The organism is Pseudoblastomonas marina (genome assembly GCF_034374265.1).
Classification (GTDB): Bacteria; Pseudomonadota; Alphaproteobacteria; order Sphingomonadales; family Sphingomonadaceae; genus Alteriqipengyuania_A; species Alteriqipengyuania_A marina.
Map to the genome: position 1 here is coordinate 791,797 of NZ_CP139718.1, position 25,449 is coordinate 817,245.

Below are 25,449 nucleotides of genomic sequence, written 5' to 3' on the forward strand. Positions count from 1 at the left end.
GGGGGGCTTGTGCGCACAAGTCTTGTCTCGCCCGGACCGTTGCGTAGATTGGCGGGCATGAATTCGCCGCCGCTCATCGAATTGACCACACGCGCCCGCGATATCTTCCGGCTCGTGGTAGAAGGCTACCTAGCAAGCGGGCAACCGGTCGGCTCGAAGACGCTGGCGGGGCAGGGGGTCGAGCTGTCGCCGGCTTCGATCCGCTCGGTGCTCGCCGAACTCGAAGGACTCGGGCTGCTCGCATCGCCGCATACCTCGGCCGGGCGGATGCCGACCGATCTGGGCCTGCGCCTGTTCGTCGACGGGATGATGCAGGTGGCCGAGCCGAGTCCCGAAGAACGCGCGGCGATCCGCGAGCAGCTGGGCGCGCCGGGACCGGTCGAGGCGGCGCTCGAGCGAACCAGTGCGCTCTTGTCGGACCTCTCCGGCGCGGCGGGTATGGTGATGGTGCCGCGCCGCGAGCCGAGGCTGGCGCAATTGTCGCTGATCCCGGTCGCGCAGGGCCGCGCGCTCGCTGTGCTCGTGGGCGAGGACGGCCAGGTCGAGAACCGGATGCTCGAGCTCGGGCGGGCGGTCGATCCCGCCGCGCTCGAAGCGGCGGGGAACTACGCCACCGCGCGCCTATCCGGTCGGACGCTTCCCGAAGCGGTCAAGGCTATCCGCCGCGAAATCGACAGCGGCCGCTCGCAGCTCGATGCCGCCAGTCGCGACCTCGTCGAACGCGGAATCGCGGTCTGGAGCGAGGATGCCGCGGAAAGACCCGTGCTGATCGTACGCGGTCAGGCCAAGCTGCTCGACGACGACGCGCTCGACGATATCGAGCGCGTGCGATCACTGCTCGACGACCTCGAAAGCAAGCAATCGGTCGCCGCGTTGCTTGACGATGCGCGCGAGGCCGAAGCGACGCGCATATTTATCGGCTCCGAGAACCGCCTATTCTCGCTTTCCGGCTCCTCGGTCATTGCCGCGCCCTATCGCGATCGCGAGGGCAAGGTGGTCGGCGTGCTGGGTGTGATCGGGCCGACTCGGTTGAATTATGCGCGCGTGGTCCCCATGGTTGATTTCACGGCGAATTCGCTGAGCAAACTGATCGGCTAAAAAGAACCCATGACCAACGACAACGACAAGCAGGGCGCCCACGCGCCCGACCCGGAAGTGGCGGAAGAACTCCGCGGAGTTCCCGAAGACATGATCGACGAGGGTGACGAGCCCTCAGACGGCGACACAAATGGCGAAGGCGAGGGCGACCTTGCCGATGCGATCGCACAGTTGCGCAACGATCTCGACGCGACGAAGCAGGAAGTCCTCTATGCGCGCGCAGAAACGCAGAACGTGCGTCGGCGGCTCGAAAAGGACGTGGCCGATGCCCGCAATTACGGCGCGTCGGGCTTCGCCCGCGACATCCTTTCGGTGGCCGACAATATCGCCCGCGCGCTCGAACACGTGCCCGAAGCACTGCGCGAGGACGACAAGGCGCGCCGTTTCATCGAGGGTATCGAGGCGACCCAGCGTGAGATCGACAAAGTCTTTGCACAGAACGGCATCAGTCGCATCGCTGCGGTCGGCCTTCCGCTCGACCCCAACCAGCACCAGGCGATGATGGAAATTCCCACTGCGGACGCCGAACCCGGCACGGTGGTGCAGGAAATGCAGGCGGGCTACATGCTGCGCGAGCGGCTGCTCCGCCCGGCGATGGTCGGGGTGGCCAAGAAGCCGGACTGACCTCACGCAACCCAAGTACGAGAAAGGCCGCCGCTCCCTTCCGGAGCGGCGGCCTTTTTTCTCGGTTCGAACCGATCAGTTGTAACGGCGCAGGAGACCGGCCAGCTTGCCCTGCACGCGGACCTCATCGGCGTTGTAGACCTGCGGCTCGTAGGCGGCGTTGGCGGGATCGAGCGTGATCCGGCCCTTGTCGCGGCGCAGGTATTTGAGCGTCGCTTCCTCGTCGCGGACCAGCGCGACGACGATTTCGCCGTCACGCGCGACGTCGGTGCGCTTCACCAGCGCGTAGTCGCCGTCGAAAATTCCCGCTTCGATCATCGAATCGCCGGAGACTTCGAGCGCGAAATGATCGCCGGCCCCCAGCAATGCCGCGGGCACGGGCAGGGTCTGCGTATCTTCGAGCGCTTCGATCGGTACACCCGCGGCGATCCGGCCATGGAGCGGGATCTCGATCACGTCATTGGCCGGTCGCGGCGTGCTCTCGGGCATCTTGAGCGACGCAGGCGCAGCGGCCTTCGAAGTTGCGGAAGCCACCGCATCTTCCGGCTGCCGGATCACCTCGAGTGCACGCGCCCGGTTGGGCAAGCGGCGGATGAAACCGCGCTCCTCGAGCGCCGAGATCAGCCGGTGGACGCCCGATTTCGACTTGAGGTCGAGCGCGTCCTTCATTTCCTCGAAACTCGGCGACACGCCGGTTTCCTCGAGCCGTTCCTGGATGAAACGGATGAGCTCGTGTTGTTTGCGAGTGAGCAATTGCTCCTCCCTTGATCGGTTCGCCTTCAGTGAACGAACAAGGAACAATTAGGCAACTTCCGCGAACCCGTCAAGTGCAACGCCGCGGAAAGCTGCGGGTCCTATCCGTTTCCGAGCAGATCGCGCGTGGCGCATTCCACATCATTCCGGCGCATCAGTGTCTCGCCGACGAGGAAGGCCCGCAGCCCATGGCCGGCAAGGCGCTCGATATCAGGATGCTCGGTGATACTGCTTTCGGCGATTCCGAGGACGCCGCGCGGCAGCATGGGCGCGAGGCGCTCGCTGGTCGCGAGGTCGGTCTCGAATGTTGCGAGGTTGCGGTTGTTGATCCCGATCATGTCGGGCGAACATCGCAGGACGCGCTCCATTTCCTGCTCGTCATGCACCTCGAACAGGACGTCGAGCCCGAACTCGCGCGCGACGTCGGCAAGCTCGGCCATTTGCGCATCGCCCAGCGCCGCCGCGATGAGGAGGATCGCGTCGGCCCCCAATGCCCGCGCCTCGACGACCTGCCAAGGATCGATCGTGAAGTCCTTGCGCAACACGGGGAGCGAACAGGCTGCACGCGCTTCGATGAGGTAGGTATCGCTGCCCTGGAAATGCGGTTCCTCGGTCAACACCGAAAGGCAGGCGGCGCCCCCCTTGGCGTAGGCGCGTGCGTGATCTGCCGGGTCGAAATCAGCACGGATCAAGCCTTTCGAGGGTGACGCTCGCTTGATTTCGGCGATCAGCCCGAAGCCGTTCGCTGCCTTGGCGGCCAGCGCGTCCCGGAAGCCCCTCACCGGTGAAGCAGCGCTCGCTTCCTCTTCGAGCGAGGCGAGCGCGCGCGCAGCCTTGCGTCGTTCGACATCCTCGCGCTTGATCGCACAGATTTCGGCCAGTTTGCTCACGCGACGAGCTCGATCCATGCGCCGAGCAGTTTCGCCGCGGCCCCGCTGTCTAGCGCCTCTTGGGCTTCGGCCACCCGCGCGGGCCAGTCTTCCTCGCGCCCGGCAACCACCAGCGCGGCGGCGGCATTGAACACCACCGCATCGCGATAGGCGCCGGGCATCCCGTCGAGCAGTGCGCGCAGCGCCCTGGCGTTGTGCGCGGCATCTCCGCCGCGGATGGCCTCGACCGGGGCATGCTCCAGCCCGGCCCTTGCGGCGTCGAACCGGCGCATGGCGAAATCGCTGCCGCGCACATCGGCCATCTCGTTGCCGCCGGCGAGGCTAAGTTCGTCGAGGCCCTCGTCGCCCGAGACGATCAGCGAGCGCCCCGTTCCGAGCGAGGCCATCGCGCGCGCATAGATCGGGACGTAGGCAGGCCGTGCGATACCGATCAGCTGGCTGTGCACGCGCGCCGGGTTCGACAGCGGACCCATCAGGTTGAAGATCGTGCGCTTGCCGAGCTGCTGGCGGATGGGCTGGATCCGCGCCATCGCCGGGTGGTGGTTCTTGGCAAACAGGAAGCAGATGCCGATCTCGGCGAGCGTCTTCTCGGCGGTGCGTCCCGCAGCGTCCATGTCGAGACCCAAGGCCTCGAGCGTGTCGGCGGCGCCGGCTTTCGAAGACGCCGCGCGGTTGCCGTGCTTGGCCACCGGGACCCCGCAGGCTGCGACGACGAGGCTCACCGCGGTCGAAACATTGAGGGTGTGGTGGCCGTCGCCCCCGGTGCCGCACACGTCGATCGCATTGTCGGGCGCATCGACCGGCAAGAGGCGGGCTCGCAGTGCACGCGCCGCACCGGTAATTTCCGAAGACCGTTCGCCGCGATCGGAAAGATCCGACAGGAAGCGCGCGATCTCTTCTTCCGACACACCGCCATCGAGGATGCGACCGAATACTTCCTCGGCTTCGGCGTCGGTGAAATGCTGCTGGACGTCGGGCAGGACCGTCATGCGGGGACTTTCGTTTCGAGGCCGCATTGCGCGACGAAATTGGCGAGCAACGCATGGCCGTGCTCGCTGGCGATGCTTTCGGGGTGGAACTGGACGCCGTGGATCGGCAGGTCGCGGTGGCGGAACCCCATCACGCAGGTCCCATCGACTCCCGGGGTCTTGCTGGTGGCGTTGACCAACAGGCAGTCGGGCACGTCCTCGACCACGAGCGAGTGGTAGCGCGTCGCCGCGAAGGGCGAAGGGAGGCCGGCGAACACGCCGCTGCCATCGTGCTCGACCGGCGACGTCTTGCCGTGCATCAGCCCGCCGCGCACCACCCGTCCGCCGAGATGCTGGCCGATCGCCTGGTGTCCGAGGCACACGCCGAGCAGCGGGACGCCCGCCTTCTCGCAGGCCGCGACGAGGCCGAGGCTAATTCCAGCCTCGTCGGGCGTGCAGGGGCCGGGCGAAAGGAGGATTCCGTCCGCACCGAGCGCCATCGCCTCGTCGACCGACAGCGCGTCGTTGCGATGCACCTCGACCGGCACGCCCAGCTCCATCACGTAATGGACGAGGTTCCAGGTGAAGCTGTCGTAATTGTCGACGACGAGGATCACGCCTTGGCTTTCCCCGCCAACTCGTCAGTCGCGCGCACGAGGCCGTCGATGATGCCCGGTTCGCCGGCGCTGTGGCCCGCGTCGTGGACAATTCGCAAATCGACTTCGGGCCATGCCTTTTTGAGCGCCCAGGCGGCCGAGGGCGGGGTGCAGATATCGTGTCGACCCTGGACGATGATACCCGGGATGCCCTTCAGCTTGTGCGCGTTGTCGAGCAGCTGGTTTTCCTCGAGGAAGAAGTTCTCGAGGAAGTAGCGTGCACAGATCCGCGCGAACGGCACCGCCTTGGCCGGATCGGCGAAACTGTCGAGCAGGTCTTCGTTGGGCAGCAGGGTGGCGACATTGCCCTCCCACAGCGACCATTGCTCGGCCGCGGCGAGGCGGGTGGCCTCGTCGTCGCTGGTGAGACGGGCATGATAGGCTTTCACGAGGTCGTCGCGCTCGTCTTCGGGGATCAGCCCCGTAAACTTGTCCCATTGCTCGGCCATCACCTCGCTCGCGCCGTAGCGATAGAGCCAGTCCTTTTCCTGCTGGCGGGCGAGGAACACACCGCGCAGGACGAGCTCGCTGGTACGGTCGGGATATTGCTGGGCATAGGCGAGCGCGAGCGTCGCGCCCCAGCTCCCGCCGAAGACCTGCCATTTCTCGTGCCCGCACATGATCCGCAGCCGCTCGACGTCCTCGACCACGCGCCAAGTGTCGTTGTATTCGATCTCTGCGAAGGGTGTCGATTTGCCGCAGCCGCGCTGGTCGAACAGAAGGACGTCGTAAAGCCCGGGATCCCATTGGCGGCGATGGTCGGGGCTCATCCCGCCGCCGGGGCCGCCGTGGAGGAAGACCGCGGGTTTCGCGCCCGGCGTGCCGACCCGCTCGTAATAGAGCGAATGGCCTTCGCCGACATCGAGCATGCCGGACTCGTAGGGTTCGATCTCGGGATAGAGCGTGCGTTCGTATTCCATCGTCATTCCCATCGTTAGTCCTTGTCTTCGACGACCAGCATCGGACCGATCGACGATCCCTTGTCGAGGCGGTTCCTGGCCGGGTCCCACAGAGCCGAAACGCCGCCGTCGAGGTAGAGCGCGTTGGGAGTCTTGAGTTCGTCGCGGAAGAAGCGCGCGAACTTGCCGAAGCTCAGCGGCATCTCGCTGATCACGAAATGCGCACGGCCTTGCGCGTCGACGCCGACGCCGTTGCGGGTGCGGACCGAGGGCCCGTCAGCCTGGAATTCGGGGTGCAGCTTGCCGCCCATCACCAGCATCGGGCCCGACTGGGTGCCGAATTGTGGCCGGTCGCCGACCGTGGCGTAGAACTGGTCGGTCGGGAGCACCCGCCAGCTACCCCCACCGCCGAAGAACACGCCGTTCGGGGAAAGGTGGAAATTGCCGCTGCCATCGGCGCGGTTGAGCTCCTTCAGTCGTTCGCCATTCTCGACGTAATAGCCGATCGGCTTGCCTGCGCCATCGAACATCCCTGCATTGGTCGCGAAGGCGACCTTGGCACGGCTTTCGCCGAGCGCGTCCGAGAGTGCGGAAAGGCTGCGCCACGGGCTGCCCCCCTCGGGCGCGAGCGCGGTGCGGATGCGATGCTTGGCCGGATCGGCAATGCAGTGTGTCAGCTGGACCTTCTCGAATTCGACCGTGCGGCAGGCGGATTCTCGGGAAGGTTCGGGCGTAACCTCAGGGTTAGGCGAGGCCGTCTCGAGGGCAACCGCCTCGCCCCCGATTTCGGAGCGGCCGACCGGATCACCTGCCTGCGGTTGATCGCAAGCGGTGAGCGCCAGCGGGGCGGCGAGGGCAACAAGTACCCTCATGCCTGACCTCCGACAACGCGATAGGCCTCGCGCGCGGCGGCGAACAGCGCACCGGCCTTCGCCTCGCATTCGCGCTGCTCGGCGGCGGGATCGCTGTCGGCGACGATTCCGGCGCCCGCGGTGACATGCATTGTTCCGTCTTTCACGATGGCGGTGCGTAGCGTGATGCAGGAGTCGAAGGAACCGTCGGGCGCGAAGTATCCGACCGCTCCGGCGTATGGACCCCTCGGTTCGTCCTCGAGTTCGGCAATCACCTGGCAGGCGCGGATTTTCGGGGCCCCGCTGACGGTGCCGGCAGGGAATCCGGCGAACAGCGCGTCGAGCGGATCGGCTCGGCTCTCGTCCAGTCGGGCGGTGACATGGCTGACGAGATGCATGACATGGCTGTACCGCTCGCAGCCGAAGCTCTCGGTCACCGTTACGCTGCCGGCTTGGGCGACCCGGCCGATATCATTGCGTGCGAGGTCGAGCAGCATCAGGTGTTCTGCGCATTCCTTGGGGTCGGCGCGCAATTCGGCCTCGAGCGCGCGATCCTCGGCCTCGCTCTTGCCGCGCGGCCGGGTGCCGGCGATCGGGCGGATCGCCACTTCTCCATCGCGCAGCCGGACGAGGATTTCGGGGCTCGAACCGACCAATGCGAAGCCGGGCAGGTCGAGATGGAACAGGAAGGGCGAGGGGTTCACCCGTCGCAGCGCGCGATAGAGCGACAGGGGGGGCAGCGCAAAGTCGCTCGTGAACCGCTGGGCGAGTACGACCTGGAAAATGTCGCCTGCCGAAATCAGCTGCTTCGCCCTGACCACCCGCGCTTCGTAGTCATCGGGCGCGACAATGTGGCGGACCGAACCGGTCGAAAGCATTGCCTGATCGTCGGATCGCGAGGGACGGGAAAGCGCGGCGATCGTCGCCGAGATGCGCGTGGCTGCCTCCGCAATGACGGTCTCCGGGCCGGACTCATCGGGGTAAAGTGGTGCGATTACGGACAGCTCGTCGCCGATGTTGTCGAACACCAGCAGGCAGCGCGGACGCACGAAGAACAGGTCGGGAGTGCCGAGCCCTTCACCGGGCGCTCGTTCGACCGGCTCGATCCACCCATAGCTCTCATAGGCGAAATAACCGACCAGCGTCGCGATGGCAGGCGGCAGGTCGGCGGGAATGTCGGTGCGGATCTCGTCGAGCAGCGCGCGCAGCGCATCGAGCGGGGGCTGCTGAATGGGTAAAAAGGCGTCGCGATTCTCTGCCCAGCCCCGATTGATCTCGGCGCTGCCGGACTGTGCGCGCAGGACCAGATCGGGATCGAGCCCGAGCAGGCTGTAACGCCCGCGATGCGCGTTGCCTTCGACCGATTCGAGCAGGAAATCACCGCGCCCGGGCTCGATCAGGCGCGCGGCCGCGCCGACGGGCGTGGTCTCGTCGGCGACAAGGCGTTGCCAGATAAAGGCCGGCCGGCCTTGCGCTAGCGCGTCGCGCGCGTCCGCTTTCCCGAGCAGTGCCATTGCGGGTCCATCGTCGATCTGCCCCTTAGCGGCCCTGGCCGGTGAGTTCTTCGACGACCGCGCGGATCGCATTGTCGTTGCGGGTCACGCCGACTTCCTTCTGGATCGCCTTGTCGAGCTGTTCGGCGAATTCCTGGCCCGCGACGCGGCCGAGTTCGGTTCTCGCCTGCGCAATCGCCGGATCGTCGCGATCGACTTCGCCCGGGATGATCTCGTCGAGGAGGACCACGAACCAGCCGGCATTGGAAGGTGCTTCGAGCTTCTTGATCGTGCCCTCGGCCATCGCGAACATCAGCGCGAGCGGCGGCGGGACACGCTGCTGCCGGGCGGTGAGTGCCTGGCGCGCGAGATTGATGTCATCGACCGGCGGGAGGGTCGCCTCGATGTCGGCGATCGCCTCGTCGAGATCCTTGCCGTTACGCACTGCGGCGAGCACTTTGTCGGCTGCCTCCTTTGCCGCCGCCGCGCCGCGATCGAGTTTCCACGCCGCGGTCACGCGGGCCTTGATCTGCGCGAGCGGGGGCGGGGCGGCCTCGTCGAACTGGGCGACGTCGAAAATCAGGAACTCCTCGCCCGGCACGATTTCGGCGAGGATCGGATCGCTGTCCTCTTCCATCGCGGCGACGGTCGTCAGCACCGGTTCGAGCAGTTCGGGCACGCGCTCCTGCGAACCGTAGATGACGCCGCTTGCCAGTGCAGGCCGCGTCTGCTCGACCTCGACGCCGAGCTCGCCGGCCACGTCGGCCAGCGTCGAGCCCGACGCGAAGCCGTCCTCGACATCCTCGGCGAACTGGTTGAGCGCTTCGCGGCGCTTTTGCTCGGTGAGCGCCGCGACGATTTCGTCCCGGACCTGCGCGAGGCTCCGCCCTTCGGTGCGGGTGACGTCATCGATCGCGACGATGTGCCAGCCGAGCGGACTACGCACCGGGCCGACGGTCTGCCCTTCGTTACCTTCGAACACCGCACGAGCGACCGCAGCGCTCGATGCCGAAGCATAGGCGTCGCGCTCGGTCGTCTGTTCGGACGGGCTTAGGCCGGTGCCCTGCGCGGCGGCGGCCAGCGTCTGCCCCGAGCGGACCTTGGCGAGGATCGCATTGGCGCCGGCTTCGGTCGGTGCGATCAGCTGAGTGATCGTGCGCTGTTCCTTCGCCCGGTATTGCTCGGCATCGGCCTCGTAGCGGGCGCGGATTTCCTCCGGCGTCGGAGCCGCGATCTCGCCGATGGAATCGGCGCCGAAGCGGGCATAGCGGATCACGCGGCGTTCGGGGATGGTGAAACGCGCCCGGTTCTTGGCGTAGAAATCGGTCAGCTGCTTGTCGCTCGGATCGGCTTCGGGAGCGAAGGCGCTCGACGGGATCGTGGCGATCTTGCCGCGACGGCTCTCGCGCAGCAGCGTGGTGTAACGAAACGCGAGTTCCTCGGGGAAGCTAGAGGCGATCTGGGCGGGGGCGAGCAATTGCCGGATCACCAGCGCCTGGCGCAAATCTTCGCGCACCATTTTCTCTGTCAGCCCCTGCTGGCGCAATGCCTGCTCGAAGGCTTCGCGGCTGAAATTGCCGTCGAGCCCGGCGAAGGCGGGGATCTGGGCGAGCTCGCTGTCGATCAGGCGTTCGCTGGCGATGATGCCGTGCTTCCGGCCGTATTCGGAGATCGCGGCGCGCTGGATCAAATTGTCGAGGGCACCCTCGAGGCCGCCGCCGGCAATGAATTCCTGCATGGTGAGATTGGGGTTTTCGCGGCGGGCACTGTTATACGCGATCTCGGCCGCGGCGCGCAGTTCGGACGTGTCGATCGAGGTGCTGCCGACTTCCGCCACCGTTTCCCCGCCAGCAATGCCGCCGAAACTTCCGGTATTGGCGACGTCGCTGCTGGCGAAGGCAAGTGCGATGAGGCCGAGGAAGGCGAGGGTGATGCCGATCCCGAGCTTGGACTGGAAGAACTTGCGGAAGAGAGTGATCATGCTGGCGTGAGAACCCACTGAGTATGAATGCAGGGTGGCCGCCCGGATGCGCGGCTATGGCGGGCGATGTAAAGCTGCTGTGGCCTCGGAGCAACCATCGATCGCGCTTATCGGGCAATTGCCCCGTTGGGGTTTTGACAAGTTGCGAGTTCAGACCTAGCAGCCCGGTCTTTCGCGCCTACATCGGCGTAACGGGTCGTAGATTTTCGAGGGAACAAGATGGGCCATCGCCCCTATATTATCGGCAATTGGAAGATGAACGGTACGCGCAATTCGCTCGCCGAAGCGCGCGCGATCGACCGCGTGGCGGCCAAATGGCCCCAGGTTCGCGTCGGAATCGCCCCGCCGCACACGCTGATTCATGCCATGCGCGATGCGGTCGATTCGATCGATGTGGGTGGCCAGGATTGCCATTCGGAGGAAACCGGCGCCTATACCGGCGATATCTCCGCATCGATGCTCAAGGATGCAGGCGCCAGCTTCGCGATTCTCGGTCATAGCGAACGCCGCCAGTATCACGGCGAAACCAATCCGCAGGTCAAGGCGAAGTCCGAAGCGGCGCTCGCCGCTGGCCTCAACGTGATCCTGTGCGTCGGCGAAACCGAGGAACAGCGCGATGCCGGCACCGCGGAAGCGACCGTCACCCGCCAGCTGCTCGCCTGCCTTCCCGATGTCGGCAATGGCGACGAGGGGGAGCCCGTCTCGGCACGTCTCGCCGTCGCCTACGAGCCGATCTGGGCGATCGGCACCGGGCGCGTTCCCTCGCTCGACGATATCAACGCGATGCACGATGCGATCCGCGCCAAGCTGTGCGAAGCCTTCGGCGATAACGGGGGCGAAGTGCGCATCCTCTACGGCGGTTCGGTCAAGGCCGAAAACGCACTCGAGATCCTCGGTTGTCCCGAAGTCGGCGGCGCGCTCGTTGGCGGAGCGAGCCTCACAAATGAGAGTTTCGGCGCGATCATCATTGCCGCGGCCGACGACGCGCGCGACTGAGCGTCATCAGCCCCTTCGCTTGAACCGATCCGTCGTCGCGCCTAAATGGCGCGAACACTGATCCGAACGGAAGTTTCCCATGTCGCTCTTCATTTTCCTCACCGTCATCCAGGCGATCGTCGCTGCTGCACTCGTCACCGTGGTCCTGATGCAGCGCTCCGAAGGGGGCGGGCTCGGCATCGGCGGGAGCCCGGGCGGATTGATGAGTGCACGCGGCGCGGCGGACTTCCTGACTCGCGCGACCAGCATCCTCGCGACCCTGTTCGTGATTCTGTCGATCGCTCTCGCTGCGCTGGCGGTCGAGAACACCGGCGCCCGCACGGTCGACACCTCGCTCGACCGCTCGGTCCCGACGGGGCCTGCGGCGCCGGTCCAGCCGGGCCCGACCGAAGCCCCGGCGGACGATGATCCGCTGGCCGGCGCGGCGCAGGAATAGCGCCACCCCTTCGCAAATATTTTTCTCCAAGCGATGTGTGGATTGCGCCGATTGGTGCTTGCGTAACCGCGCGCGCTATCCCTAAGGCTCAACTCCCATGGCGCGGTACATTTTTATCACCGGCGGCGTGGTCTCCTCGCTCGGCAAAGGTCTCATGGCGGCATCGCTCGGCGCGTTGCTGCAGGCGCGCGGCTACAAAGTCCGCATTCGCAAGTTCGATCCATACCTGAACGTCGATCCGGGCACGATGAGCCCGTATCAGCACGGCGAGGTCTACGTCACCGACGACGGCGCCGAGACCGATCTCGACCTCGGACATTACGAGCGCTTCACCGGCGTGTCGGCGCGCCAGAGCGACAACATCACCTCGGGTCGGATCTACCAGCAGATCATCGCGCGCGAGCGGCGCGGCGACTATCTCGGCGCGACGGTGCAGGTGATCCCGCACGTAACCGACGCGATCAAGGAATTCGCGCTCGCCGACCAGGACGATCTCGACTTCATCCTGTGCGAGATCGGCGGCACGGTGGGCGATATCGAATCGCTCCCGTTCATGGAAGCGATCCGCCAGCTCCGGAACGAGCTCGAACCGATGCAGTCGCTGTCGGTGCACGTGACGCTGGTGCCCTTCATCGCGGCCGCGGGCGAGCTCAAGACCAAGCCGACCCAGCATTCGGTCCGCGAACTGGCGTCGCTCGGGATCAAGCCCGATGTCCTGCTGTGCCGCACCGAGCACCCGCTGCCCGAGACCGAGCGGCGCAAGATCGCGCAATTCTGCAACGTGCGCACCGAGTCGGTTATCCAGGCCCTCGACGCGCCTTCGATCTATTCGGTGCCGCTGCAATATCACCGAGAAGGGCTCGACAGCGAAGTGCTGCGTGGCTTCGGTATCACCGACGCGCCCGATCCCGATCTCGCGCGCTGGGAAGACGTCACCGACCGCTACTTCAATCCGGAAGGCGAAGTGACGATCGGCGTGGTCGGCAAGTATGTCGGGCTCCAGGACGCCTACAAATCGTTGAACGAGGCCTTGATCCATGGCGGGCTCGCGCACCGCGTGAAGACCAATATCCGCTGGATCGATGCCGAAGTATTCGAGAACGAGGACGATTCCGAAATCGCCTCGGCACTCGAACCGCTGCACGGGATCCTCGTGCCCGGCGGGTTCGGCGAACGCGGTTCGGAGGGCAAGATCGCCTCGGTGCGTTTCGCCCGCGAGCGCAAGGTCCCGTTCCTCGGGATCTGCCTCGGTATGCAGATGGCGTGCATCGAGGGCGCGCGAAACACGGCCGACGTGTCCGCCGCCAGTTCGACCGAATTCGGCGAAACCAACGAACCCGTCGTCGGGATCATCACCGAGTGGATGGGCAAGGAAGGGCTCGAGAAGCGCGCCAAGGACGGCGATCTCGGCGGGACGATGCGACTCGGGGCCTATCCGGCGCAGCTCGCGAAAGGCAGTCGGGTCGCGGAAATCTACGGAGCTGAGGAAATTTCCGAACGCCACCGTCATCGCTACGAGGTCAACAGCGCCTATCGCGAGGGCCTCGAAGCGGGCGGGCTCAAGTTTGCAGGGATGTCACCGGACGGATTGCTGCCCGAAGTGGTCGAACGCCCGGACCACCCGTTTTTCGTTGGCGTTCAGTACCATCCGGAGCTCAAGAGCAAGCCGTTCGATCCACATCCACTGTTCGCGGGCTTCATCGGCGCGGCGGTCGAGCAATCGCGGCTCGTCTGAGCTCGGGAAGAACCTTCCTGAAATCGGACGGGTTCAAACTTTTTCGCCTAGGCCTTTGCCTAGTTTCATCATTTGATATAGGTCGCCGGACAAGAGACACGGTCGCTGGCGTTCGCTAATGCGCGTTTATCTGGCTTGTCTTGCAGGCGATCGTCTTCTGCGACCCGGACGGTCATCCGCGGACAGGACGGCGCTCAGGCGTCGTGAGGGGGCGAACTCACCCGGTTCGCCCCCTCTATCGTTTCAGCGGTCTGGAAAGATCAGGCTGCGACCTGATCGTCGTTCGAAGCCTGCGCATCGGAGTGCTTGGGATCGGCCTCGATCGTCTTCGGCTGTTCGCCGCCGATCACGATCTTCTTCGGCTTCATCGCTTCAGGCACTTCGCGCAGCAGGTCGATGACCAGCAGGCCGTCCTCCAGCTTGGCATCGTCGACGCGGACGAAATCGGCCAGTTCGAAGCGGCGTTCGAAGCCGCGCTGGGCAATCCCGACATGGAGGAAATCGCCCTCCTGCTCGCCTTCGGGGCGCACGCCCTTGACGGTCAGCAGGTTCTGCTGCGCGGTGATATCGAGGTCGGCCGACTTGAACCCGGCGACCGCCAGCGTGATGCGATATTCGTCATCGCCGCGGCGTTCGATATTGAAAGGGGGGTAATTGTCGCCGCTGTTCTGGCGGGCTGCGTTTTCCAGCACTTCGAACAGCCGGTCGAAACCGACGGTGTTGCGGCGATAGGGGGTGAAATCGAAACGACTCATAATTCAAATCCTCCGTTAAAGAGCAATCTGCAAAACACGGGACCCGCATTGGCGGCGGCCCGTTGACGATATGCACCGCGCCCTTCAGGGCCGCGATACGAGCACAAGATAGTACGGGTCGGCGGCACTGCAAGTGTCTCTTTTCCTCGATCCGGCGAAAGGAAATAACATGGCGGACGATCCGCAGCCGAAAGTCGAAATGTACGTCAAATGGGGCTGCCCCTTTTGCATCCGGGCGAAGTCGCTCTTCGATCGCAAGGGGGTAGAGGTCACCGAATACGAGATCGCCGGCAACGAGGAGAAGCGCGCCGAAATGGTCGAACGCGCGCCCGGCTCGCGCACCGTCCCGCAGATATTCATCGACGACCGCGCGATCGGCGGGTCGGATGAGCTTGCGAAACTAGACTCCGACGGCAAGCTCGACGAACTCCTCCGGCTGTGAGCGACGCGGACAAGATTGCCGTGCTGCAGATGCGTTCGGGCCTCGACCCGCGCGTCAACGCCGCCTTCATGGCCGACGCGGCACGCGAAGCGGCGCAGAACGGCGCGACCATGATGTTCACGCCCGAAATGAGCGGCATGGTCGATCGCGATCGCGGGCGGGCGGCGGAAAGCATCAGGAGTGAAGAAGACGATCAGGTCCTGGAACGCCTGCGTGAGACGGCGCGCGAGAACGCGATCTGGATCGCCATCGGCTCGCTCGCGATCGACAAGGGGGAGGGGCGCTGGGCCAATCGCGCCTTCGTGATCGACGATCGCGGAGAAATCACCGCGCGCTACGACAAGCTTCACATGTTCGACGTCGAACTCGGCGATGGCGACGATTGGCGTGAATCAAATGCCTATGATGCAGGCAATGCGATCGCGGTGGTCGACACGCCGGTCGGTCGGCTCGGCCTGACGATCTGCTACGATATCCGTTTCCCCGCGCTGTACGATGCGCTCGGCCGCGCGCGCTGCGATATCATTGCGATCCCCGCGGCCTTCACCGTACCGACAGGCAAGGCGCACTGGCACGTGATGCAGCGCGCGCGGGCGATCGAGGCGAGCGCCTATGTCGTCGCGGCGGCACAATCGGGCGATCACGAGGACGGGCGCCGAACCTATGGACACAGCCTGGTGGTCGATCCGTGGGGCGAGGTTGTGCTCGATCTCGGCGATACCGGCTCGGGCCTCGGCTACGCTGTGATCGACCGCAACAAGATCGAGGAGGTCCGGGGCAGGCTACCGAGCCTTGCAAACCGTCGCGTGGTCCCCGATCTTGAGTCGCGATGATCGTTTACGACCTCTCCTGCGCGACGCATGGACATCGCTTCGAAGGCTGGTTCTCCAGCTCCGACGATTTCGCGCGCCAGAGCGAGGGCGGTTTGCTTGCTTGTCCGCAATGCGGGTGCGCGGACGTTCGTAAGGCGCCGATGGCTCCCGCCGTGCCGCGCAAGGGTGCGAGCGCCGAAACCGTCGCCGTCACAGGTGGACAGGATACCGAACGCAAGGCCGCGCTCGACGCACTGACAAAGCTGCTCGAAGACTCGCAATGGGTTGGCAAGGACTTCACCGAGCAGGCGCGGCAGATGCATTACGGCGAACGCGACAGCGCTGCGATCCACGGCGAGGCCACCCTCGCGGACGCCAAGGAAATGCTCGACGAGGGCATCGGGGTTGCGCCGCTCCCGCTGCCGGTCACGCCGCCCGACAAACTCAACTGATTGTCAGCGACCCCTCGCTTTCCTATGGCGCGAACGGGGGCGCCCGTAGCTCAGTAGGATAGAGCACCAGATTCCTAATCTGGGGGCCACAGGTTCGAATCCTGTCGGGCGCACCACTCGCGCTCACCCGCAGGGGTGGGCGAGGGTGGTTCGGTGCCTCATGGTCGAAGCTCGTTCGGAGTCGGAGCGAAGCGAAGACGGCGCCGCAGGCGCCCATCCTGTCGGGCGCACCACCGTCGTGTCAGAATATCCCGCCGTCGAAGGTGTAGGTCAGCGCGATCCCGCCCGAATACTGGTCGCGCGAACCGAAGGTCGTCACCACCGGTGAATTGGCGGAGTCATCGACCAGGCGGTCGTACTCGGCATAGGAATAAATGCCCCAGCGGTCGGTCAGTTGCTGGATATAGCCGACCACGATGCCGACCGACTGGACACCGCCCGAAGCATCGTAGACCGGGAGGCCAGAAGCGAGCGATTGCGCCGGCGTGACCGAGTAATAGGCGTCCTGGTAGCTGTTGTCCGTGATCTTCAGTCGCGGGCCGATCGAGACCAGGTATTTGTCGGCGTCGCGCGTTATGAGATCGGCACCGAGCACGGCGATGAAACCTTCATGGCCGGTCACGCCTTGCCGCGCTTCTGCGCGCAAGCGGAAATTCTCGCTCACCGTGTAATTCACGAACCCTCCGACCTCGAGCGAGAAATCGACATCGGGAAGCACGCCGCCAACATCGGCACTGTCGCGCTTGGTCTCGAAGCTCAGGACCGGACCGACCGCGAAATCGTCCGAGGTGGCCACCGCAAAACCGAAGCTTTCATCGGGTGCCTCGAATTCGAACGGAGTGTCGCCGTAGGCGGTCGCGAAATCGACCAGCGGGCCGAAGGAGACGTCGTTCGCGCCCGGCCAGCTCGGCTTCACCTGCGGGCCGAGCGCGACGCGGGTGCGCTTCGCGCCGTCCGAAGGATCGTCCTGCGCCGCGGCCGGATTGGCGAGCAGGGCGCAGCCGCTCGCAATGGCAGCGGTGAGGGTACGGGAATTGATAGGCATGCGACCTCTTTCTTCCAAGACGGATTATGCGGCGGTCTCGCCGGGTTCGCTGCCCATCGGCACGCGTTCCTTGAAGGTATGGGTGATGTAGGGGAACGGGATCTCGATCCCGGCATCGTCGAGCCCGCGCTTGATCGCGCGGATGACCTTGTCCTGGCTTTTCCACATGCCGCGCGGGGTCGACTTGGCGAACCAGCGGACCTTGAAATCGACCGAGCTCGAATTGAATTCGACTGCGAAGATATCGAGCCCCTTGTCGAGCTGGATCCCGTCGACCGCGCGAACCGATTTCTCGATCACCTGTGCTGCCTGGTCGAGATCGGTATCGTAGGACACGCCGCAGACCAGTTCGTGGCGACGGATATCGTGATCGGTCAGGATCTCGACGGGGTTCTTGAACAGGATTGAGTTGGGCACGATCGTCAACTCGCCCGAGAGTTTGCGGACATGCGTTTCGCGCAGGGTGATGTGTTCGACCTTGCCGGTGATGCCCTCGCATTCGATGATGTCGCCGATGCGCATCTTCTCGCGCAGCATGATCAGCACGCCGGCGAGGAAATTCTCGAAAATGTCCTGAAAGGCAAAGCCGATCGCGACCGCACCTATGCCAAGACCGGCGATCAGGCTCGCCGGAGTCATGCCCGGGAGCACGACCATCAGCGCGATCATCAGGCCGACGATCCAGATCACCAGCTTGGCGAGCGTGTCGACAAGGTTCTTCAGGCTGGGCCGCAGCGTGGTCTTGCCGGTCAGCGCATCGACTATGCGGACCGCGAACTTCGCAACGATCCAGGTGATCAGCAGGATCACCAGCGCGATCGCGAAGGAGGGCAGGGAGGCGACCAAGCCGCGCAGCATGCCCTGTACCTGGTCGGTCAACGTACCGACGTAATCCATGAAAAAGCCCCCGTTCCCTGGCTGCGACCGTCGGGTGTGGTCGTTTCAGCTACAATGAGAACGGGGACGCAATGTTCCGCAATGGCGGCAAGTTGTTACTCGGCGGGTTCGGCCTCGACCGTCTTGGCATCCTCGACCGAGAGCACACCGCGCTTAATCTGGTCGCGTTCCATGCTTTCGAACAGGGCCTTGAAATTGCCCTCGCCGAAGCCGTCGTCGCCCTTGCGCTGGATGAACTCGAAGAACACCGGACCGACCTGTGCCTCGGCGAATATCTGGAGCAGCAGGCGGGGCTGGCCGCCTTCGGTGGTGCCGTCGAGCAGGATCCCGCGGGCCTTCAGTTCGTCGACCGGCTCGCCGTGGCCGGGCAGGCGGTCATCGAGCATCTCGTAATAGGTTTCGGGCGGTGCGGTCATGAACGGCACGCCGAAGTCCTTGAGGCGGTCCCAGCAAGCCACGAGGTCGTCGCAGATCAGCGCGATGTGCTGGATTCCTTCGCCGTTGAATTCCCGCAGGAACTCCTCGATCTGGCCCTTGCCGCCTTCGCCTTCCTCGTTGAGCGGGATGCGGATCTTGCCGTCGGGCGCGGTCAGCGCCTTCGAGGTCAGGCCGGTATATTCGCCCTTGATGTCGAAGAACCGGATCTCGCGGAAGTTGAACAGCTTCTCGTAGTAATCGGCCCAGTAGGCCATGCGGCCGTTATAGACGTTGTGCGTGAGGTGATCGATCACGTTGAAGCCGGCGCCGACGGGGTTGGGGTCGACACCCTCGATGAAATCGAAGTCGATGTCGTAGATGGTCAGCTCGCCATTGCCGCGATCGTAGCGATCGACGAGATAGAGGTTCGCGCCGCCGATGCCCTTGATCGCCGGGATGTTGAGTTCCATCGGGCCGGTCTCGGTTTCGACCGGCTGCGCACCGGCTTCGACCAGGTGATCCCACGCCTCGGCGATGTCACGCACGCGGAACGCCATGCCGCAGGCCGAGGGGCCGTGCTCGCGGGCGAAATACCACGCCGCGCTGTGCGGCTCATAATTGGTCAGCAGGTTGATGCCGCCCTGGCGCCACAGCTGGACGTCCTTGCTGCGATGGTTGGCGACATGGGTGAAACCCATCGCCTCGAACACGGGTTCGAGCGTGCCTTTTTCGGGCGCGCAGAACTCGACGAATTCGAAGCCATCGAGGCCGGCGGGATTTTCGAACAGATCGGTCATGATTTCACCATCGGATGTATAAACTGGTTTCAATTGAAACCGCTTTGGGGGGTGTCGCGGGGCGAGTCAAGCACGGGAGCTTCCACTTGCGATGAATCAACCCATCGTTGCGGGCTGTCGTTCCATTAACATTCCGCTTGCCACGGAATCGGTTCTCTGATTCAAGGGAATGGATGACACGGTTAACGTCTTGGTTGCAGCGCGGTGCGAAGCGGGGAGGGGCCGGACAGGGCTTTGCTCTGCTCGCGCTCTTGCTGATGGCGGGGTTCGCCGTGCTCGGCCCGACGGGGCTGCTCGCCTGGGGCGAGCTCGACCAGGCGCTGCAGGATCGCCAGGCGCAGATCGTCGCGCTTGAGCAGGAGCAGGCGCGACTCGAGAACCGCGTCGCCTTGCTCGATCCGTCGGGGGCCGATCCCGATCTCGTCGGAGAATTGCTGCGCGAGAAGCTCAACGTCGTCCACCCCGATGAAGTGGTGCTCACGATCGACCGCGCCGACGCCGACTGATCGCGCTATCCCCATTGCGGTTTCCGTAGCGGCACTTGCGGCGTTGCCGCGCGCGGCAAGGCTGCTATAGCGCGCCCACATTCCCCGGAGGTATCCTTGGCCAAATCCCCCAAGAAGGCGCCCGCGCGCAAGACTGCGACGAAGAAGGCGCCGGCAAAGAAACAGACCGCGACGACGAATCCCGAGAGCGAGGAATTCGCGCTGCGCAATTTGCAGGAAGCGCTCGAAGCGAAACGGCATTACGACGCCAGCGACGAAGAGCTGATGGAATTCTACGAGCAGATGCTGCTCATCCGCCGCTTCGAGGAGCGCGCGGGCCAGCTCTACGGGCTCGGCCTGATCGGCGGCTTCTGCCACCTTTATATCGGCCAGGAAGCGGTTGCGGTCGGCCTCCAGTCGGCGCTCGACGGCGACAAGGACAGCGTGATTACAGGCTATCGCGATCACGGCCACATGCTCGCCTACGGGATCGATCCCAAGGTCATCATGGCCGAGCTTACGGGGCGCCAGGCGGGTATCTCGAAGGGCAAGGGCGGGTCGATGCACATGTTCTCGACCGAGCATAAATTCTACGGCGGGCACGGCATCGTCGGTGCGCAGGTCGCACTTGGCGGCGGACTCGCGCTGGCCCACCAGTACAACGAGGATGGCGGGCTGTGCCTCGCCTATTTCGGCGACGGCGCGGCGAACCAGGGCCAGGTCTACGAGACCTTCAACATGGCCGCGCTGTGGAACCTGCCGATCGTCTTCGTTGTCGAGAACAACGGCTACGCGATGGGCACCGCGGTCAAGCGCAGCTCGGCCGAGACCGAATTCTACCGCCGCGGCACCGCCTTCCGCATCCCCGGCATGGACGTGAACGGGATGGACGTGCTCGAAGTGCGCGCCGCCGCCGAAATCGCGATGGACTATGTTCGCCAGGGCGGCGGTCCGGTGCTGATGGAACTCAACACCTATCGCTATCGCGGGCACTCGATGTCCGACCCGGCGAAATATCGCAGCCGCGAGGAAGTGCAGGACGTGCGCGAGAAGAGCGACCCGATCGAGGGCGCCAAGAAAGTGCTGCTCGAGCGAGGCGTATCGGAGGACAAGCTGAAAGAGATCGACAAGGCGATCAAGGCGCGTGTCGCCGAGGCGGCCGACTTCGCCGAGAGTTCGCCCGAGCCGGCTCTATCCGAACTCTACACCGACGTGCTGGTGGGGGAGTATTGAGATGGCGATCGAACTGAAGATGCCCGCGCTCTCGCCGACGATGGAAGAGGGCACGCTCGCCAAGTGGCTCAAGCAGGAAGGCGACGAGGTCGTCGCTGGCGACATCATCGCCGAAATCGAAACCGACAAGGCGACGATGGAATTCGAAGCCGTCGATGAAGGCATTCTCGGCAAGATCCTCGTCGAGGAAGGCACCGAGGGCGTCGCGGTCGGCACCGTGATCGCGATGATCGGCGAAGAGGGCGAGGATATGTCCGACGCCCGGCCGAGCCAGAGCGCCGAAGTCGACGACGTACCGGGCGAGGGCAAGGATGTCGGGCGCGACCAGAGCGAGGCCGAGATCACGAAGCCTGCGGCCAAACCGAAGGCCGACGATCCCGAGATCCCGTCGGGCACCAACATGGTCAAGCTGACCGTGCGTGAAGCCTTGCGCGACGGCATGGCCGAGGAAATGCGGCTCGACGATCGCGTGTTCGTGATGGGCGAGGAAGTCGCCGAGTATCAGGGCGCCTACAAGGTCACGCAGGGCCTGCTCGAGGAATTCGGCCCCAAGCGCGTGATCGACACCCCGATCACCGAGTACGGCTTTGCCGGGATCGGCACCGGTGCGGCGATGGGTGGCCTGCGCCCGATCGTCGAATTCATGACCTTCAACTTCGCGATGCAGGCGATCGACCACATCGTGAACTCGGCGGCCAAGACGAACTACATGTCGGGTGGCCAGATGCGCTGCCCGGTGGTGTTCCGCGGTCCCAATGCGGCGGCGAGCCGGGTCGGCGCGCAGCACAGTCAGAACTATGGTCCGTGGTATGCCAGCGTTCCGGGCCTGATCGTGATCGCGCCCTACGATGCGCAGGACGCCAAGGGCCTGATGAAAGCGGCAATCCGCTGCGAGGACCCGGTGGTCTTCCTCGAGAACGAACTCGTCTACGGGCGCAGCTTCGAGGTCGCCCAGCTCGACGACCACGTCCTGCCGATCGGCAAGGCGCGGATCATGCGCGAAGGCTCGGACGTCACCATAGTCGCCTATTCGATCGCTGTCGGCCTCGCGCTCGAGGCGGCGGAGGAACTGGCGGGCGAGGGGATTGACGCCGAGGTGATCGACCTTCGGACCCTGCGCCCGCTCGATCGCGAGGCGGTGCTCACCTCGCTCGCCAAGACCAATCGTCTCGTCATCGCCGAAGAAGGTTGGCCGACCTGCTCTATCTCCTCGGAGATCATGGCGATCTGCATGGAAGACGGCTTCGACCATCTCGACGCTCCGGTCCTCAGGGTGACCGACGAGGACGTGCCGCTGCCCTACGCCGCCAATCTCGAGGCCGCCGCGCTGATCGACAGCGACCGGATCGTTAAGGCGGTCAAGAAGGTTTGCTACCGCGATTGAGCCCCTGGATGTCTCCGTCGCGGGATGGGGCCATTAGCGAATTGTTTACGACCGCTCACTAGTTCCATCGTGGCAATTGCTGCGAGGAACGAGGAGCCGGTGGAGAACACAAAGCACCCCTTCTGGGCACGGTTCTTGAAGTCGGAAGAAGGCAACGTCCTCCCGATCATGGCCGTGGCGACCCTGGTGCTCGCCGCGCTCATCGGGGGCGGGGTGGATCTCTCGCGCGCCTACATGACGCAGAACCGGCTGCAGAACGCGTGCGACGCCGCGGTACTTGCGGGTCGGCGATCGGTCACCACCAATGGCCTCGATACCGCCGCAAAGAAGGTGGCCGGCGAATATTTCAACGTCAACTTCGCGAATGTCGGCGACGTCAGCAGCACCTCGTTCGTGCCGTCGACGCCGGACAACGGCAACACGATCGTCGGCACGGCCTCCACCGACCTCAAGATGACGCTGATGAATATCTTCGGCTTCAGCTCGATGTTGATCCGGTCGAACTGCACCGCGTCGATGTCGATGGGCAATGCCGACGTGATGATGGTGCTCGACACCACCGGGTCGATGGGCTGGGACATCTCGAGCAGCGATTCGACCGACCGTATCGTCGCCTTGCGCGCGGCGATGAAGAATTTCTATTCCTCGCTCGCTGCCACGGTCAGCGCGACCAATGCGCGCGTGCGCTACGGCTTCGTGCCCTATTCGCACACGGTCAATGTCGGCTACCTGCTCACCGCCGAGAACTCGAGCTGGATCGCCGATACGACGCGGATCCAGTCGCGCGAGGCGCAGTATATCGACGTACAGCGCAACACGGATGAGGTTGAATCCTACAAGGCTCCGGTCGTCACCACCTCGGATAGCGTCGGCAACTACCAGGCGGGTGGCTGGAGCGACCACTCCGGAAGCTGGCGCTATTCCTCCTCGTGCAACGACAGCAAGCCCAGCAACACCAGCTGGGTTCGATATGGCTCGACCTCCACTTCGACCTCTACCTACATCGATGCCGATGACAATCGCATCACCGAGACCCGCACGACCTATCCTTACAGTCGCACGGCGTATGAGTGTTATTACAAGTCGTCCGACGGACGGTATTGGGTCCGCAAGCGCACTGAAACGATCGACTATTACTGGATCGAGAAATCGACCGAGGAACCGATCTACAAGACCGAGACGGTCAAGTCCTTCGACCGTTACATCTACAAGGCAGTCGATTACGACACGAGCCAGTACAAGCTTGGCGCAACCGTTAGCACCAAGACGGGATCGAACGGAGCGAGCCAGAATTCGACCTGGGCCGGCTGCATCGAGGAACGCAATACCGTCGCCTCGGGATCGATCAGCTACAGCTCGATCACAGGCTTTTCGCCGTCGAACCTTTACGATCTCGATATCGACAGCGCGCCGACCAACGATGCGACCCGGTGGAAGCCGTATTGGCCCGAAGTCACCTATATCCGGACCGATTCCTCGAACCGATACGTGACCAGCGCTTCCCAGAGCGATTATGGCAGCTACGTGGGTTCGTCCTGCCCGCGCCCTGCGCAATTGCTGAAAACGATGACGAAGTCCCAGTTCGACGCCTATGCCGATGCGCTTTCTCCGAATGGCTCGACCTATCACGACATCGGGATGATCTGGGGCGCGCGGATGATTTCGACCACCGGCCTGTTCGCTTCGAACGTCAACGCGACCCCGCCGAACGGCGGCAAGGTCGGCCGTCACATCATCTTCATGACCGATGGCCAGATGGACACCACCTATTCGGGCAAGACCGCGCGCGGGGTCGAGTGGCACGATCGGCGGGTAACCCTCGACGGCTATACCGATCAGGACAAGCGCCACAATGACCGGCTGTTGGCGATGTGTGCAGCGATCAAGGCCCGCGGCACCCGGCTGTGGGTGATCGCCTTCTCGACCTCGCTCACGAGTACGCTCAGCACCTGCGCATCGCCCGACAGTTCGTTCACCGCCGATTCCGCATCGTCGCTCAACACCGCTTTCCAGGAAATCGCCCGCGACGTCGGCGAATTGAGGATCGTGCAGTGATCGCACGACAGGCCATCCATCGCCGAGCGCTCCTGCGTTCGATGCGGGACGGGGAAGAGGGAACCGCGGCAGTCGAATTCGGGCTGATCTGCACGGTGTTCTTCTCCCTCCTGCTCGGCGTCTTCGACATGGGTCAGGCCGCATGGGCCAATGCGACCCTGCAGGGCGCGGCGCAGGAAGCGGCGCGTGCCTCCTCGCTCGAATCGGGCGATACGGCGGTTTCGGATGCGGAGCTGCAGGCGATGCTCGACGAGATTGCACCTGGCGCCACGATCACCTCGTCGCGCAGGAGCTACTACGATTTCGACGATATCGATCGCCCCGAGCAGTGGAACGACGACGATGGCAACGGGACCTGCAACAACGGCGAATCCTATATCGACGAGAACGGCAGCGGTTCGTGGGATGCCGATATCGGCAAATCCGGCAATGGCGGCGCAAACGACGTGGTGATGTACACGGTGTCGGTCGAATATGATCCGATCTTCCCCAATCCCTTCGCCGACAACGGCACCGGCAAACGTCGCATTTCGACGACCGTCGTGCGCAAGAACCAGCCGTTCGACGACCAGCAGGAATACGGGGCCGATGCCGGGACCTGCTGACAGCACGATGGTTGGTGATGGCCCCCTGGCGGCGCGCTCGCTGCTGAGTCGCATGCTGCGCGACGAGGCCGGCGTTTCGGTGGTCGAGTTCGCGATGGTCTTGCCCGTGTTCATGATGCTCGGGCTCTACGGCTTCGATATCGCGTTTCTCGCCTCGCAGAAGATGCAGGTCAGCCAGCTGACCCTCTCGGTCGCCGACAATGCCTCGCGTCTCGGGCAGACCGACAACAATGCGGTCGCGCCGACGATCACCGAAGACCAGGTCGAAGTGGTGCTGAAGGGCGCACTGAAGCAGGCCGGGCAGCTCGATATCGCGAACAACGGGCGGATCATCCTCTCGAGCCTCGAATACGATCCGGTGTCCGATCGCCAGTTCATCCATTGGCAGCGCTGCATCGGCGCGAAGTCGGTCACGAGCGCCTATGGCAATGATTCGACCAACAACGGCATGACCGGCACCAAGATGACCGGCATGGGCAGCGGCAGCAATCGCGTCGCCGCGCCGACGGACACGGCCGTCATGTTCGTCGAGATCGTCTACGACCATCCCTCGGTCTTCCCGGGCTTCATGAGCGGGCCGACCGAACTGCGCGAGGAAGCGGCCTTCATCGTGCGCGACGACCGCGACCTGCAGGATCCCGACGAAAAGGGCCTGACGGGTACCAAGAAGAACGCCTGCTCCTGACGTGA

General features: G+C 64.4%; 26 protein-coding genes and 1 tRNA gene. 15 read left to right on the plus strand and 12 right to left on the minus strand.

Going from position 1 to position 25,449, the window contains the following annotated elements; all coding sequences use genetic code 11:
* Positions 1 to 57: 57 nt before the first annotated feature.
* Both hrcA and grpE read left to right on the plus strand, forming a co-directional pair.
* Positions 58 to 1,098 (plus strand): heat-inducible transcriptional repressor HrcA, encoded by a 1,041-nt coding sequence (gene hrcA, locus T8S45_RS03840; protein WP_322294743.1) that lies wholly within the window; start codon positions 58 to 60, stop codon positions 1,096 to 1,098.
* Between the two features lie 9 nt (positions 1,099 to 1,107).
* On the plus strand, positions 1,108 to 1,722 hold the full coding sequence (grpE, locus tag T8S45_RS03845; protein ID WP_322294744.1) for a nucleotide exchange factor GrpE: 615 nt from the start codon (positions 1,108 to 1,110) through the stop codon (positions 1,720 to 1,722).
* Between the two features lie 75 nt (positions 1,723 to 1,797).
* Here grpE and lexA read toward each other — a convergent pair whose 3' ends face one another.
* The 8 genes from lexA to T8S45_RS03885 form a co-directional block, all read right to left on the minus strand.
* On the minus strand, positions 1,798 to 2,475 hold the full coding sequence (gene lexA / locus T8S45_RS03850; RefSeq protein ID WP_188641717.1) for a transcriptional repressor LexA: 678 nt from the start codon (positions 2,473 to 2,475) through the stop codon (positions 1,798 to 1,800).
* A 101-nt stretch (positions 2,476 to 2,576) separates the two neighbouring features.
* On the minus strand, positions 2,577 to 3,365 hold the full coding sequence (gene trpC, locus T8S45_RS03855; RefSeq protein ID WP_322294745.1) for an indole-3-glycerol phosphate synthase TrpC: 789 nt from the start codon (positions 3,363 to 3,365) through the stop codon (positions 2,577 to 2,579).
* Complete coding sequence (gene trpD, locus T8S45_RS03860; protein WP_322294746.1) at positions 3,362 to 4,354, minus strand: anthranilate phosphoribosyltransferase; 993 nt, start codon at positions 4,352 to 4,354, stop codon at positions 3,362 to 3,364. The genes trpC and trpD overlap by 4 nt, the downstream gene beginning before the upstream one ends.
* Positions 4,351 to 4,950: an anthranilate synthase component II gene (locus tag T8S45_RS03865; protein WP_322294747.1), complete on the minus strand. Its 600-nt coding sequence runs from the start codon at positions 4,948 to 4,950 to the stop codon at positions 4,351 to 4,353. The genes trpD and T8S45_RS03865 overlap by 4 nt, the downstream gene beginning before the upstream one ends.
* Positions 4,947 to 5,915: a prolyl aminopeptidase gene (pip, locus tag T8S45_RS03870; protein ID WP_322295185.1), complete on the minus strand. Its 969-nt coding sequence runs from the start codon at positions 5,913 to 5,915 to the stop codon at positions 4,947 to 4,949. The genes T8S45_RS03865 and pip overlap by 4 nt, the downstream gene beginning before the upstream one ends.
* 8 nt (positions 5,916 to 5,923) lie before the next feature.
* Positions 5,924 to 6,760, minus strand: a complete 837-nt coding sequence (locus T8S45_RS03875; RefSeq protein ID WP_322294748.1) for a phosphodiester glycosidase family protein — start codon at positions 6,758 to 6,760, stop codon at positions 5,924 to 5,926.
* On the minus strand, positions 6,757 to 8,253 hold the full coding sequence (locus tag T8S45_RS03880; RefSeq protein WP_322294749.1) for an anthranilate synthase component I family protein: 1,497 nt from the start codon (positions 8,251 to 8,253) through the stop codon (positions 6,757 to 6,759). Before T8S45_RS03880 ends, T8S45_RS03875 begins: the two co-directional genes overlap by 4 nt.
* A 25-nt stretch (positions 8,254 to 8,278) precedes the next feature.
* Positions 8,279 to 10,213 carry a SurA N-terminal domain-containing protein gene (locus T8S45_RS03885; RefSeq protein WP_322294750.1) on the minus strand — a complete coding sequence of 645 codons (1,935 nt, stop codon included), beginning with the start codon at positions 10,211 to 10,213 and terminating at the stop codon, positions 8,279 to 8,281.
* A gap of 219 nt (positions 10,214 to 10,432) precedes the next feature.
* On the opposite strand from T8S45_RS03885, the gene tpiA reads away from it, so the two are divergent.
* The 3 genes from tpiA to T8S45_RS03900 all read left to right on the plus strand — a co-directional run bounded on the left by tpiA (position 10,433) and on the right by T8S45_RS03900 (position 13,380).
* Positions 10,433 to 11,209 (plus strand): triose-phosphate isomerase, encoded by a 777-nt coding sequence (gene tpiA, locus T8S45_RS03890; protein ID WP_322294751.1) that lies wholly within the window; start codon positions 10,433 to 10,435, stop codon positions 11,207 to 11,209.
* Between the two features lie 79 nt (positions 11,210 to 11,288).
* Positions 11,289 to 11,645, plus strand: coding sequence for a preprotein translocase subunit SecG (secG, locus tag T8S45_RS03895; RefSeq protein ID WP_188641725.1), 357 nt, complete (start codon positions 11,289 to 11,291; stop codon positions 11,643 to 11,645).
* A gap of 97 nt (positions 11,646 to 11,742) precedes the next feature.
* The gene (locus T8S45_RS03900) at positions 11,743 to 13,380 is read left to right on the plus strand and encodes a CTP synthase (RefSeq protein ID WP_188641726.1); all 1,638 of its coding nucleotides are present in this window, start codon (positions 11,743 to 11,745) and stop codon (positions 13,378 to 13,380) included.
* Between the two features lie 260 nt (positions 13,381 to 13,640).
* Here T8S45_RS03900 and T8S45_RS03905 read toward each other — a convergent pair whose 3' ends face one another.
* The gene (locus T8S45_RS03905; RefSeq protein ID WP_322294752.1) at positions 13,641 to 14,135 is read right to left on the minus strand and encodes an Hsp20 family protein; all 495 of its coding nucleotides are present in this window, start codon (positions 14,133 to 14,135) and stop codon (positions 13,641 to 13,643) included.
* A gap of 169 nt (positions 14,136 to 14,304) precedes the next feature.
* Here T8S45_RS03905 and grxC point away from each other — a divergent pair, with 169 nt between their 5' ends.
* The 4 genes from grxC to T8S45_RS03925 all read left to right on the plus strand — a co-directional run bounded on the left by grxC (position 14,305) and on the right by T8S45_RS03925 (position 15,957).
* The gene (grxC, locus tag T8S45_RS03910) at positions 14,305 to 14,577 is read left to right on the plus strand and encodes a glutaredoxin 3 (protein ID WP_322294753.1); all 273 of its coding nucleotides are present in this window, start codon (positions 14,305 to 14,307) and stop codon (positions 14,575 to 14,577) included.
* Entirely contained in the window at positions 14,574 to 15,410 is an 837-nt protein-coding gene (locus T8S45_RS03915; RefSeq protein WP_322294754.1) for a carbon-nitrogen hydrolase family protein, read from the plus strand. The genes grxC and T8S45_RS03915 overlap by 4 nt, the downstream gene beginning before the upstream one ends.
* Positions 15,407 to 15,841 carry a DUF1178 family protein gene (locus T8S45_RS03920; RefSeq protein WP_322294755.1) on the plus strand — a complete coding sequence of 145 codons (435 nt, stop codon included), beginning with the start codon at positions 15,407 to 15,409 and terminating at the stop codon, positions 15,839 to 15,841. The genes T8S45_RS03915 and T8S45_RS03920 overlap by 4 nt, the downstream gene beginning before the upstream one ends.
* A 39-nt stretch (positions 15,842 to 15,880) precedes the next feature.
* Positions 15,881 to 15,957, plus strand: a tRNA-Arg gene (locus tag T8S45_RS03925).
* A gap of 125 nt (positions 15,958 to 16,082) precedes the next feature.
* Here T8S45_RS03925 and T8S45_RS03930 read toward each other — a convergent pair.
* The 3 genes from T8S45_RS03930 to hppD form a co-directional block, all read right to left on the minus strand.
* Positions 16,083 to 16,886 carry a MipA/OmpV family protein gene (locus T8S45_RS03930; protein ID WP_322294756.1) on the minus strand — a complete coding sequence of 268 codons (804 nt, stop codon included), beginning with the start codon at positions 16,884 to 16,886 and terminating at the stop codon, positions 16,083 to 16,085.
* A 24-nt stretch (positions 16,887 to 16,910) separates the two neighbouring features.
* The gene (locus tag T8S45_RS03935; RefSeq protein ID WP_322294757.1) at positions 16,911 to 17,783 is read right to left on the minus strand and encodes a mechanosensitive ion channel family protein; all 873 of its coding nucleotides are present in this window, start codon (positions 17,781 to 17,783) and stop codon (positions 16,911 to 16,913) included.
* A 95-nt stretch (positions 17,784 to 17,878) separates the two neighbouring features.
* On the minus strand, positions 17,879 to 18,997 hold the full coding sequence (hppD, locus tag T8S45_RS03940) for a 4-hydroxyphenylpyruvate dioxygenase (protein WP_322294758.1): 1,119 nt from the start codon (positions 18,995 to 18,997) through the stop codon (positions 17,879 to 17,881).
* 173 nt (positions 18,998 to 19,170) lie between these two features.
* Between hppD and T8S45_RS03945 the strand changes: the two genes are divergently transcribed.
* The 6 genes from T8S45_RS03945 to T8S45_RS03970 all read left to right on the plus strand — a co-directional run bounded on the left by T8S45_RS03945 (position 19,171) and on the right by T8S45_RS03970 (position 25,444).
* The gene (locus T8S45_RS03945) at positions 19,171 to 19,503 is read left to right on the plus strand and encodes an FtsB family cell division protein (protein ID WP_188641733.1); all 333 of its coding nucleotides are present in this window, start codon (positions 19,171 to 19,173) and stop codon (positions 19,501 to 19,503) included.
* Between the two features lie 96 nt (positions 19,504 to 19,599).
* Positions 19,600 to 20,715, plus strand: a complete 1,116-nt coding sequence (gene pdhA, locus T8S45_RS03950; RefSeq protein WP_407654925.1) for a pyruvate dehydrogenase (acetyl-transferring) E1 component subunit alpha — start codon at positions 19,600 to 19,602, stop codon at positions 20,713 to 20,715.
* Between the two features lies 1 nt (position 20,716).
* Complete coding sequence (locus T8S45_RS03955) at positions 20,717 to 22,099, plus strand: pyruvate dehydrogenase complex E1 component subunit beta (protein ID WP_322294759.1); 1,383 nt, start codon at positions 20,717 to 20,719, stop codon at positions 22,097 to 22,099.
* A gap of 99 nt (positions 22,100 to 22,198) precedes the next feature.
* A complete protein-coding gene (locus T8S45_RS03960; protein ID WP_322294760.1) occupies positions 22,199 to 24,154 on the plus strand; it encodes a TadE/TadG family type IV pilus assembly protein in 1,956 nt (651 codons plus the stop codon).
* Positions 24,151 to 24,759 (plus strand): TadE/TadG family type IV pilus assembly protein, encoded by a 609-nt coding sequence (locus tag T8S45_RS03965; RefSeq protein WP_229658094.1) that lies wholly within the window; start codon positions 24,151 to 24,153, stop codon positions 24,757 to 24,759. Before T8S45_RS03960 ends, T8S45_RS03965 begins: the two co-directional genes overlap by 4 nt.
* On the plus strand, positions 24,743 to 25,444 hold the full coding sequence (locus T8S45_RS03970; RefSeq protein ID WP_322294761.1) for a TadE/TadG family type IV pilus assembly protein: 702 nt from the start codon (positions 24,743 to 24,745) through the stop codon (positions 25,442 to 25,444). The genes T8S45_RS03965 and T8S45_RS03970 overlap by 17 nt, the downstream gene beginning before the upstream one ends.
* Positions 25,445 to 25,449: the final 5 nt, after the last annotated feature.